At 34.8% G+C, this 11,857-nt stretch carries 8 protein-coding genes and 1 pseudogene; 8 read left to right on the top strand and 1 reads right to left on the bottom strand.

The genetic code is table 11. The annotated features are described in order from the left end of the window. The first annotated feature begins 149 nt into the window (after positions 1–149). From hutH to ACFIL8_RS01765, 8 genes are all read left to right on the top strand, one after another. Complete coding sequence (hutH, locus tag ACFIL8_RS01800) at positions 150–1,688, top strand: histidine ammonia-lyase (protein ID WP_375629031.1); 1,539 nt, start codon at positions 150–152, stop codon at positions 1,686–1,688. A gap of 375 nt (positions 1,689–2,063) precedes the next feature. Next, positions 2,064–2,453, top strand: coding sequence for a hypothetical protein (locus ACFIL8_RS01795; protein ID WP_375632399.1), 390 nt, complete (start codon positions 2,064–2,066; stop codon positions 2,451–2,453). 448 nt (positions 2,454–2,901) lie between these two features. Next, on the top strand, positions 2,902–4,284 hold the full coding sequence (locus ACFIL8_RS01790; RefSeq protein WP_375688796.1) for an amino acid permease: 1,383 nt from the start codon (positions 2,902–2,904) through the stop codon (positions 4,282–4,284). A gap of 943 nt (positions 4,285–5,227) precedes the next feature. Beyond that, positions 5,228–5,389, top strand: coding sequence for a hypothetical protein (locus ACFIL8_RS01785; RefSeq protein ID WP_375613123.1), 162 nt, complete (start codon positions 5,228–5,230; stop codon positions 5,387–5,389). A 122-nt stretch (positions 5,390–5,511) separates the two neighbouring features. Continuing rightward, positions 5,512–5,925 (top strand): hypothetical protein, encoded by a 414-nt coding sequence (locus ACFIL8_RS01780; RefSeq protein ID WP_375613122.1) that lies wholly within the window; start codon positions 5,512–5,514, stop codon positions 5,923–5,925. A gap of 363 nt (positions 5,926–6,288) precedes the next feature. Next, on the top strand, positions 6,289–6,690 hold the full coding sequence (locus tag ACFIL8_RS01775) for a hypothetical protein (RefSeq protein WP_375613121.1): 402 nt from the start codon (positions 6,289–6,291) through the stop codon (positions 6,688–6,690). 161 nt (positions 6,691–6,851) lie between these two features. Further along, positions 6,852–7,301, top strand: coding sequence for a hypothetical protein (locus ACFIL8_RS01770; RefSeq protein WP_375611505.1), 450 nt, complete (start codon positions 6,852–6,854; stop codon positions 7,299–7,301). A 948-nt stretch (positions 7,302–8,249) separates the two neighbouring features. Further along, the gene (locus ACFIL8_RS01765; RefSeq protein ID WP_375629038.1) at positions 8,250–11,003 is read left to right on the top strand and encodes an autotransporter outer membrane beta-barrel domain-containing protein; all 2,754 of its coding nucleotides are present in this window, start codon (positions 8,250–8,252) and stop codon (positions 11,001–11,003) included. A 258-nt stretch (positions 11,004–11,261) separates the two neighbouring features. Here ACFIL8_RS01765 and ACFIL8_RS01760 read toward each other — a convergent pair. Next, positions 11,262–11,857, bottom strand: a pseudogene (locus ACFIL8_RS01760) (hypothetical protein); the annotation flags it as partial.

Genomic DNA, 11,857 nt, shown 5'->3' with positions numbered 1-11,857 from the left:
AACTATTCTACTTTTGGATAATAACTCCATTGTAAGGAATACCTTTAAGAAAGCATTCTCGCTTTAAAGAGTCGTTATAGTTTTTTTTGTTTTATAGAAGGATCAATAATGCTAAACGTTATACTTTGATAAAAAAAAGAAAGTAGATTATGACTATTATACTGAAACCGAGCGAGGTGACGCTTAGTGAGCTTGCAGCTATTTATTTTAATGGTGAAGTGAGTAAACTTCATAATGACACGCATTTAGCTATCGAGAAAGGGGCTCAGCGCATTGCTGAAATTGCTGCTGGAAGTGAGCCTGTGTACGGTATTAATACTGGTTTTGGGAAGTTGGCTTCCATTAAAATTGATGCGGACGATGTCGCTGTTTTACAGAGAAACCTTATTTTGTCCCATTGTTGTGGGGTAGGAGAGCCTTTAGCTGAAAATATTGTGCGTTTGATAATGAGCTTAAAGCTTATCTCTTTAGGAAGAGGGGCTTCAGGAGTTCGTCTAGAATTGGTAAATTTGCTGGAAAATATGCTTGCAAAGGGCGTCATTCCTGTCATCCCTGAAAAAGGGTCTGTTGGTGCTTCAGGTGATCTAGCTCCACTTGCTCACATGGCGGCTGTTATGATGGGAGAAGGAGAAGCATTTTTTCAAAATATTCGTATGAGTGGGGCGGTTGCATTAGAGAAAGCGGGATTGTCCCCTATTATTTTAGAGGCAAAGGAAGGTCTAGCTCTTATTAATGGAACTCAAACATCAACAGCCCTTGCACTTGCTGGTCTTTTTCGAGGTTATCGGGCATTGTGTGGTGGATTGTTGGCAGGGGCTTTGACGACAGATGCTATCATGGGATCAACGGCGCCATTTCATCCTGATATCCATATTTTACGAGGACATTATGGGCAGATTGCTGTATCGAAAACATTAGAAAAGCTTGTAGAGGATTCAGAAATTCGTGCAGCACATTTACGGGGGGATGAGCGTGTACAAGATCCTTATTGTATACGTTGCCAGCCACAGGTCATGGGGGCATGTTTTGATATTTTGCTGGCAGCAGCAAAAACACTGATTATTGAAGCAAATGCTGTTACAGATAATCCATTGATTTTAAGGAATGGTGAAGTTGTATCAGGTGGGAATTTTCATGCTGAACCTGTAGCGTTTGCTGCTGATCAGATTGCTCTTGCTTTATGTGAAATAGGATCTATTTCTCAACGGCGTATTGCTCTTATGGTTGATCCAGCAGTTTCTTATGGACTTCCAGCTTTTTTAGCGCATAATGCGGGTCTTAATTCAGGTTTTATGATTGCTGAAGTAACAGCGGCAGCTTTAATGTCTGAAAATAAGCAAATGGCCCATCCTGCTTCCGTTGATTCAACCCCAACTTCTGCCAATCAAGAAGATCATGTTTCAATGGCTTGCCATGGAGCGCGTCGGTTATTGGTAATGAGCGAAAATCTTTTTACACTTATTGGCATTGAAACGCTTGTTGCAGCACAAGGAATTGAATATCGTGCACCTTTAAAAACAAGTACTTTTTTGCAATCCGTTATGGAATGTCTACGAAAAAATGTTGCTTCTCTTAAGGAAGATCGCTATCTGGCTCCAGATCTTCATCAAGCACATATACTTGTGCGTGAAGGGCACTTATTATCTGTTTTACCAGAAACAATTTTTCCTTCATTAAGTTTTCAATAGTATTTGTTTGAAGGTCAATGCTGAAGGGCGGATATTGAATTTTAAAACTTTCTCATATGAAAATATAGAGGAGCGATACAATATTTGAATTATTTAATAAATCATATATTTATTACTGTATATATCTGATTTTTGTAGTTAACTAGATATTATGTTATTTTATAGAAACTATAAACTTAAAGCACCTATATTTTCTGATTTATATCAGAAATTTTAATATAAGTTAAATAATATCCACGAATTATATATTCGTGATATTATATTTCTATAAATATAAATATAAATTATAATATATGTATTGTATCGAGTAAAAATAAAAGTTTTATTTTATATTATTCTTATTTGTTAATACTTTATGAATTTTATAGTTTATTTTTGATATTTAAAATAAAAAAGGAGAAAGGAATGTTTAAAAGTGCTAAATTATGTGTTTCAATAACAGTTCTTTTTTTCTCTCAAATTCTTGAGATTCATGCAAATTTTAGGAGAGGTAGCTTTCCAGAGGAAGTTTTCATTATGATAGTGGCCCAAGAGAAAGAGCCTCTTATTTCAGCGAAAAACAAAGATTTTATTGCTATATCAGGGCAAATTCCCAGAGGTAAGGAGAACGCTATCATCGGACCAACAATCAAAGATGCTCTTTTTACCGTATATTTTTTTTTCATTGGAAAGCTTGTCGTTAAGGCAGCTGGAGTCCTTAAAAGATGGGTTGTAGATACACTTTCTCATACTTTTGAAAACTTGCGAGATTCGTATTATCATTAATTGAGCTATTCAATTGGCGTAAAAAGTTTTTTTATAAGCTCAAAGAGAGTTGGCTTAAAGTAACAAAAAATTAATTGTATGCATAGTTAATGTGTTTGTTATGAATTTTTAGGCTTCTATTTCAGTGCACTGAAATAGAAGCCTAAAAGTTTAGATTACATTAAGGTTAATTTTCTCTGTAAAAAACTAGAGAATACGAAATGAATTAAATGACAATTATGAAAAAATTCATTATCACTTTATTTGAATAAAATAATACGAAATTGTAGGCTATAAAAGCTGAATAATTCGCAATAAAAGTATTTTTTCATTGTTTAGAGCAAAGTGTTGGACTGGCTGGTCTTCGATGTTTTTTGAAATATATTTGTGAAAGAAACATGAGGCTTTATTTCTCATAGAGCTGTTATCGTGGTGTGGATTGTCAGCATTTCAAAAAGTAAGGAAAGAAATGGCAATAAATGAACTGAAAAGAGGGATGAGTAAGCGCCAAGTTATTTTTTTAGCTCTTGGTTCTGCTATTGGAACAGGTCTTTTTTATGGGTCTGCACAGGCAATTAAGCTTGCGGGTCCCAGTGTTTTGATTGCCTATTGTATTGCTGGTTTAGCTATTTTTATGGTTATGCGGGCTCTAGGAGAGATGATACTTCATAATCCATTGCCTGGTTCTTTTGCTCGTTATGCGGCAAATTATATATCACCATTAGCAGGTTTTTTAACGGGATGGACATATGTATTTGAGATGATTCTTGTTGGTTTGGCTGATATTACAGCTTTTGCGACTTATATGGGGTTTTGGTATCCTGATGTTGCTCCTTGGGTATGGGCACTGAGTATTACATTAATCATCACAGGTATTAATTTAGCGGCTGTAGAAGTCTATGGTGAACTAGAGTTTTGGCTATCTTCTATTAAAGTTATCGCTATCATTGCGATGATTATTTTAGGAATAGCAATTATTTTTTGGGGGTGGGGTGAAGGTGCAGATTTTTCTACCGTTACTGTTCATAATTTATGGAAAAATGGTGGACTTTTTCCCAATGGTTGGTTTGGTTTTTTAGCTTGCTTTAGTGTTGTTGTTTTTGCTTTTGGTGGCATAGAAATCATTGGCATGGCAGTTATGGAAGTTCAAAACCCTCATCAAACGATTTCAAAGGCAATTAATTCTACTCCAGTTCGTATTTTGCTTTTTTACGTCATGACGTTAGCTATTTTAATGTCTCTTTATCCTTGGAATGAGATTGGTCTCATGGATAGCCCTTTTGTATCCATTTTTGAAAATCTTGGGATTTCATATGCAGCAAATATTTTAAATATTGTTGTTGTTACAGCGGCTATTTCAGCAATGAATAGTGGAATGTATGGTGCTTGTCGTATGATCCATGGTTTATCGCAGGAAGGTTATGCTTTAAAAAAGTTTCAATATTTATCAAAAAACGGTATACCAGTTTTTGTTATTTTGATGATCTTCGGTATTTTTCTTCTTGGTGCTGTCCTTAATTATTTTTATCATGAAAAGCTTTTTTTTCTTATTGCTGTAATGGCAACATTTGCGACAGTTTTTGTTTGGATGATGATTCTACTTTCACAATTTTTTATGCGAATTAAGATGCCTAAAGAAGCTCAGAATGGTTTAAAATTTCCCATTCCATTTTGGCCAATAGGATCGATTTTTTCTATTTTATTTATGGTTTTTATTTTTATTCTCCTATGGTATTTTGATGAGACACGACCAGTTTTAATTATAGGTGTTATTTGGATTGCTTGGCTTGTTATTTGTTTCTATGCACTTAAACTTTATAATTTTAAGCAAAAGAAGCTGAATAAAATGTGAATAGAGAAAAAACTCAAAACAAATAGCTGATGTCATCAGGAGAACAGGTGTTTGATTGTTTTCTCTAAAGGTTAGAACAATCTAGATTGAAAAAATCTGCTCGTTATTATTTTGCTTTGGAAGTTTTTGTGAACCATTGTTTACGGTAACGACAAAATCATATAAATATTAGGCGTTTTTTTGATGGTGAGCTGTGCCATCAATATAAGTCTTTCAGGTTAAAATGCCTAACAGTGCAAATAGATTTTACCAGATACATGATTATAGGCAGATATCTTTTTCTAAACGTATTAATGAAGTTCTGTTTCACGAAAGAAGTTATTGTAAGAATTGTTTTTTAGCTCTTTAAAAAATTGGTTGTTTAAATTTTGTTGTTTAGAAAATTACTATTGCTTTTAGAAGCGAAGATAAAGTTCTTTATGTATTTTTTCTCAAAGAGGATTGGCGTTGGTAGAAAATAGTGGATAACAAAGTTACATGAGGCATTGTATCATTGTTTTTACAAAAACTTTAATAAACAGCAGCAAGGTATTACAATAAAATCTCATAGAAGAGTAAATTAAAGAGAACAATGAACGTGTGACAGTTTTACGATTCTTATTGCTCTCACAAGAGGAAGGATCAAACTTATTTTTTTAATATTGATACAAGAGTAATTTTTATCACAAGTGGAGGCGGACAAAATGCACTCCGCAACTGTATTTCGGTGCAAAATTATTCGGTATTACCATAAAAGGCGCTCAAGAACACTACAACCAGCAAAAAAATCATCGGAAAGTGGCTTTTTACACGAGAAATCTTCCAATAGCTCTGAACACACACAACAACAATTCTCTCTATCCTTGAGGCAACAGGCAATGTTGATATGGATGTACAATGAGATGCTACGATTATTGCTTCTCATCTGATTTCTGGTCAAGATATCAATGTAATGGGGGAAAGTATGACGATTGTTGGCATGACAGACCATCATAGCAGCCATTCACAGACGCATGAAACAGGTTTTGATGGGAATAAATTTGACTTTGTAAGCAGAATTATTGGCGGTAATGGCTATACCTACGAAACGATACCTGCTGGCAGTAACGTTTGGATAGAATGGTAGAGAGTGGCTACAAATCCCATAAATCCCCATACCTGTCTTGGAGATGCGGGTCCAAAATGCCAAAAATTTTATGGCACATCTCATTTAGAACAAAAGCCTTGAATTAGATCATGGAGTAAAAAATGAAACACATCGTAAAATTATTAAGTGCTGTAACTTTGTTAAGTATAGCTGGATGTCAGTTTAATAAGCCTCCTTCAGGATATTTGACTGCTTGGGAAAAACCAGGAGCAGATTTTACAGAGATAGGAAAAGGCTTGTTAGAATGTGGTATGCCAACTCCTTATGATGTCGATCCAGAAAACAGAAAGCAGAGCATCAATGCAAAAGCAACAACTTATGCTTGCATGCTTCAATCAGGTTTCCGCTATAAAGATGAAGAGGTAGCAAGAGCGGGTGGACCATGTTATACTTTTAGAGCCGAAAACTTGCCGATTTGTCGTTCAGGCGCAGTCATCCCGAGGCGCAGTGTCAAGAAGCGCTTGAACAGCCCTTTTTGTAAAAAATATAAAAATGCACCTGAATGCAAACCTTAAGTCTTGCTGTTTGTGACGATCACAATCCCTACCTTCATGTTTCTCATACCCGTACGCGGGGGGCTTAATTCAGCATGTCAATGCTATTTATTTATGGGTACCACAACTGTTGGCGCAATAATATGAAATATCTATTTTGGTTATAATCAAAATATTGATAATAATTATAAGCATATCGTTGATAGATAGATGATTTTAGTAATAATTTTACCGTATTTTTGATATAATAATTATGGCATAATCTTCGGAAAGATAAAAATAATATAGGTTGATAATGTTCATCATTGTTTTGGAAATAAAAAACAGCATGTAAAATAATTTATAGATTGTTTCGTAATATCAAAATTACTCAAGGATAGGAAAATGAAGCAGATTTTAAAATTATTAAGCGGGATAACCTTATTTGTTATGGCTGGATGCTACCCTGAGCAGCCTTCTCGAACAGCTGTAGATGCATGGGAAAAATCAGGTGCTGATCAGCTTGAGATCAAAAAAGCTCTGTTAGAATGTGGAATACAGCATCTTGATGGTCGTCTTGATACAGAAACAAGTACTGATGAGAAATTCAATGCTGAGGAGTCTGTGAATGCATGTATGATCCAAGCAGGTTTCCAAGATAAATTGGGAAGAATGAAGTGGTGTGAGAAATATAAAAATCTTCCAATTTGTCAGCCTGATGCAGTTATTCCTCAGCGAAGTGTAGAGAGGCGTTTGAATAGTCCTCATTGTGAAGAGCATAAAGAACAACCTGAATGTCAACCTTAAGTATTGAGGCTGCTGTAATCAAAAATCCTTCCATTCTTGTTTTTGCATGGGGGGTGGGATTGTTTCTTCAATATCTATATGCTAACAAAAGTCATCTTGCGTGTGAGAAAATATTAGAAGACTTATCAGTCTTTCTATCGTAAATATTGACGGAGGGGGAAATGAAAAAAACATTGAAATTATTGATTGCTATAATTTTATTAAGCTCTGCTGGGTGTATTAGCAAACCTCCCCCATCGACGTTAGAATTATGGGAAAAGTCTGGTGTCAGTAAGTCTATGGTCCAACAAGCACTGTCAAAATGTGGTTGGAAACCAATCTACGCTTCTTCTAAAAATATGGATTCGCGTGCAAGTGATTTTGCAGCAGTTTATGAGTGCATGACTAAAGCAGGTTATCGGTACAAATTACAAGATTCAAAGGGAATCTATTTTTCATCAACGCCGCGAAGTGATTCATTTTTAGTCAATTTAATGGTAGCAGGGTATCAGCAGGTTATGGACAATGATACTTTTGGTGTAACCAATTCGACACAACAAGAGCGAGATTTGATGTTACGTTTTGAAAATGATAAAAAGCGCCAGAAAATAAAAAAAGCTTTGCACAAGTGATCATCAACAGTAGAACGTTAATTTTTAAAGCAATAATTAAATAAAAATATTAAACGGGAGAAGAGAGAAATATAGCTCTTTTGTCTCTAATGTAGTTATATTCATCAGCTACGAGATTGGCAATAGTGTTGTTGTCAGATGATGCTAGCGGAGGATAGTGAGTTGTTGTTTAGAGAAATTTATTCAATATAAAGAATGGCAAATAATAGCTTTGCTAAAATATCTTCTTTAACGATAATAAACAGATAGCTTTCATAGAGCTAATTTTGATGAAATTTTATTTTGGTGTTTTTTAAGTTCAGAATGGTGAGTGTTTTACTGTATTTTAGATTTTATCAAAAGATCTAAAATATTACATTTATTAATTCAAATCATTGATGATAGGGTATTAGGAGAAGTTTTTTATTTATTCAAATTTCTTTGTTAGATATCTAGCATTTTTAATATAGAAATTGTGTACATTAGCTTATACATTAGTGTGCAATTTCTTGTTTTTTTGTTGTAGTTGAAGAGATGATGCGGTTATAGATTTCGTATACTGTATCTTTTTGTTCTGTGTTTTATTAAAACGTTTTAATCGTTTAATCTTAGAAGTTATTCTCATTTTGTTGTATTTTTATTTTTTGGTGGTGAGATAAATTGAATATTATATCTCTTCAAAATTCGCATTTTTTTACGTTTTTTTAAGATTGGTTTTTTGGCCTTTTGTAATTACAGTTTCCAGCGGTTTTTGAGATGCATTCTTTAAAGGGATTTTCATCCTAAATGGTATTTTTAAACTTTTTGTTCTTTCTTTACATAAAACACAAAACATATTATTGAATGCTATGATTTTATCATGAAAAATAAAATAATTTTGTTTGTTTTATTCTTGTTGTGTTTAATTTGTGGTTTATTTTTTTGCCAGCATTTTTTGTTTTTGTTGAAAAAAGAAAGTTTTGAAAAACAATGATAATCAAGGTATCTAACAATCACTTGTATTCGTGCGTTTTTACAGCAGCTATTTTTTCTTTTTTGTTAAATATAAATATTGAGGCACATTCTCATTCATATACATCACTGTCATGTGACAAAAACAAATTACCTTATGAATGCAGTGATGGTTCAAAGCATACAATTAGTGATAAAGTATATAAATTCACGGCGCCTGTTAAAGAAACGAATGGGGAGGATTGTTCTCTCATGTTACCTGCTGCTATAGTAGTGCAGGAGCCAAATACAGTTATTCAGGCAACGCGTGTAGAGGTTGAAGGGACTGCGGGTATAGAAGATATTTATGGTGTTTTTGTATCACGAGGGGGAAAAATTGTTTTGAGCGATTCAGCTTTTAAAAATGTATCAATAGGTCTTAAAGCTGATAATGGAATGATTGAGGTTGATCGTGGAACAATTGAGGCTTTTCAGATTGCTGCTTATGCAGAGAAGCGAGGAGCATCTGTTACGTTAACGAATACAAAAATTAAAGTGGAAGGTTTGGGTATCGGTCAAGAGAGTGCTCTTTTCGTTAGTGCTGATGCGGGTATTCAGATGAAAAGTGGATTTATTGATGTGAATGATGCTGCTGCGCTTTATGTGGGGAGAGGGGGGAGTGCGACTTTAGATGGTGTTACCATTGCTTCAAAATATCAAAAAACAGAAGACAAAGAAAATACAAATGAAAAAATTACACATACAGTTTTCAATGTAAAACATCAGGGTTCTGTTTATGTAAAAAATACGAATATTATTTCTACGGATGTTCATGTTTTAACAGTTGGACAAGATTCTAACACGCCATCCAATAACGGCAGGGAAGGAAATATTTTAATTTCGCGGGTTAATATTGAAGATTCAACAATTAAAGCAATAGGTAACAAACATGGTATGTATTTTGAGAGGGATGAGGAAAATGATGCGTATGAACAGGGGCTTGTCTTTTTGAAAAGGACGATTTTTGAGGTTCCAGATGGGACAGCTGTTCATAGTCATAACAGTCGTATTTATATTGGAGTAACAGAAGGTACAAAAATTTTTGGTGACTTATTATTAACAGCTGAAAAAGGGGGAAGTGTAGCGATTTTGGCTAATTCTTCTTCATTGATAGGAGGGACTCGTGTTGCCGATGATTCTATTGCTGAGCTTTATTTAACAGGGGGATCAAAATGGTTTTTGACAAAAAGAAGAGAGATCGATTTGCAAGTTGCAAACCGTACAAGTTCGTCTATTTCATTTGTGAAAGTTTCTGATAGTTTTATTGCTTTTGAGACTCCAATGTTTCAGGAGTATCAGACACTTCATATTGGGAAGGGAGAAAAAGAAGTTTATAGTGCGCAAGATAGGGCAGATATTTATCTCAATACGCATCTCAGTAGTGATGGTTTGCTCGATAATACAAAAACTGATCGGCTTTTAATACATGGTGATGTTTCTGGAAAAACAACAGTTTATGTGCAATTTGTTGCAGGAAATCAGGGTGAGATAGCAACCGGTGAAAATGCTCATAGTATTTCACTTATTCAGGTTTCTGGAAAAGCGGCAGAGGATTCTTTTCAGTTAAATCGTGCTTATATCGCATTAGAGGGTTTGCCTTACCAATATTATCTTCATGCTTATGGTCCAGCTTCTGCTCTTGGAAATGCACAAACTTCTCAAAGATTGGTTGAAGGAGATGGAGATTTTTGGGATTTTCGCCTTGAAAGTAAATATATTCAGCCTGCTTTAGAGGTGTCTGCTATTCCCCCTTCTGAGTTAAAGGTCAGAGAGGTTGTTCCACAAGTTCCGACCTATCTTTTGTTACCAAATGCGTTGTTTCATGTTGGGCTCATGGATATTAGTCATCAACAAAAGCAGTTGCAAGTTAGGCGGTCTATTCCTCGTAAATTATTAAAAGTTGAAGGGAACTTTGCTTTATCTGTCCACGGTTATGGTGGGAGTTATCGTTATGTCTCAGATCTTTCTACACTTAAATATGGGTACGATGGTCATGTTGATTATAACGCTATAAAAACAGATATTTTGCTCAAAACAATAGAGCGTGCATATAGTACGACATCTTTTGGGATTATGGGAACCTATGGAAAGCTTTCCTTACAACCTCATAACGTGGAACAAAGTCAAAAGAGTACATTTAATAAATGGTCATTTACGGCATATGCTAGTGTGAAACATTACACTGATTTTTATATAGATAGTTTTTTATCTTATGGTTTGTTTAAAGGGGATGTGCGTAGCCGTGTTTGGGGTAAGACGGCGACATTAAAAGCAAATCCTTTGAACGTGTCGTTTTCTGCTGGTAAAGTGTCTATGACAGGATATAAAGATCTTATTTTTGATCCGCAACTTCAGCTTATTTATCAACATCTTCAATTTGATAAGTTTCGTGATATTGATGGATTTGATGTTGAGATGAAAAAAATAGATCAATGGTTTATGCGTGTTGGTGGGCGTTTAAGTAAAACATTTACAGCCTCTGAAAAGGATCGTATCATTTCTTTTTATGGCAATATTCATCTTGCTCATTGTTTTGGTAAAGAACAATTTGTTCATTTTAAAGATGTTTTTCAGTTGAGTTCTTTTGGTTCTTCCTTAGAAGTTGGCTTGGGTGTCAATTCACAGTTTTCTTCTAAAGTTACACTTCACAGTGATCTTAGCTATCAGCATAGGTTAACCAAGGCTGGTTTTTCTGGAGTTCGTTTTTCTGGTGGATTGCGCTATCATTTTTAAGCAATCTTTTTAAAAATAATAAATGTGATTTTCGAAGTCTTGTTCTACTATCGGAATTAAAACCATTGTTTGTGCAGAATTTTTTAATAATGGTACCATGTGCTTTAATAAATATGAAAATATCATGTTGATTTATTTTTATCTACTATAGCATTTCTCAAATGTTTTAAAAAATTTGTCCATCTGATAAACAGATTAAAATGAGAAAATCCTACAATATCGGGGTTCTTATTCAATATGAATAAAGATAAATTATCATTATAAATCAATGTTTTGCCATATGATGCTTAAGGTGTCATCGAGCCATTTGTGGTAATTGCGTGCTTCTTCGTTTGAGTTATGAACAGAGAAAATAAAACCAGGATATCCACCAAATGCTGGTGGAGGTGGTGAAAGATGATTGGTTTCAAAGAAAATGATAGTTCTGGCGGTTTGAGGATGCTGTGCAACCTTATCGAGACCTAAAAATCCAGAAAACCGTCCATGACCACGAAGAGGAATAATATAATTTGCCGCCACTTTTTCAGCTGGGAGTATATCGGGAAGGTCTGGGGTTTGTTCAGCTAAAGCGGCATTCATACAGAGTTTTGCAAATGAAATTCCTGTACCTTGCTCAACAATAAAATGGGAGACACCCGATCCACCTATACGAGCGCCAATCTCAATGATATAAGGTAAATTATGAGCATCTAGGCGTAGCTCTACATGGGCAGCACCTATATTTATACCAAGAGCTTTAACTCCAGAGCATGCAGCCTCACATAAAGCAATAATTAAAGGATCATCTATATCACAGCGTTGACGATAAATTGTTTCTTCAAACCATGGTCCCTCAGGCTGTCCCTTGTCTCCAA

Source organism: Bartonella sp. AP57NXGY, from assembly GCF_042195805.1.
In the GTDB taxonomy this organism is placed as follows: domain Bacteria; phylum Pseudomonadota; class Alphaproteobacteria; order Rhizobiales; family Rhizobiaceae; genus Bartonella.
The sequence above is the reverse complement of the archived record's forward strand: the minus strand, read 5'-3'. Positions and strand labels throughout refer to the sequence as shown.

Bases quoted from the DNA above. Each gene is read 5' to 3' on its own strand.
- hutH (WP_375629031.1), top strand. From the start codon at position 150: ATGACTATTATACTGAAACCGAGCGAGGTGACGCTTAGTGAGCTTGCA.
- ACFIL8_RS01785 (WP_375613123.1), top strand. From the start codon at position 5,228: ATGACGATTGTTGGCATGACAGACCATCATAGCAGCCATTCACAGACG.
- ACFIL8_RS01790 (WP_375688796.1), top strand. From the start codon at position 2,902: ATGGCAATAAATGAACTGAAAAGAGGGATGAGTAAGCGCCAAGTTATT.
- ACFIL8_RS01780 (WP_375613122.1), top strand. From the start codon at position 5,512: ATGAAACACATCGTAAAATTATTAAGTGCTGTAACTTTGTTAAGTATA.
- ACFIL8_RS01770 (WP_375611505.1), top strand. From the start codon at position 6,852: ATGAAAAAAACATTGAAATTATTGATTGCTATAATTTTATTAAGCTCT.
- ACFIL8_RS01775 (WP_375613121.1), top strand. From the start codon at position 6,289: ATGAAGCAGATTTTAAAATTATTAAGCGGGATAACCTTATTTGTTATG.
- ACFIL8_RS01765 (WP_375629038.1), top strand. From the start codon at position 8,250: ATGATAATCAAGGTATCTAACAATCACTTGTATTCGTGCGTTTTTACA.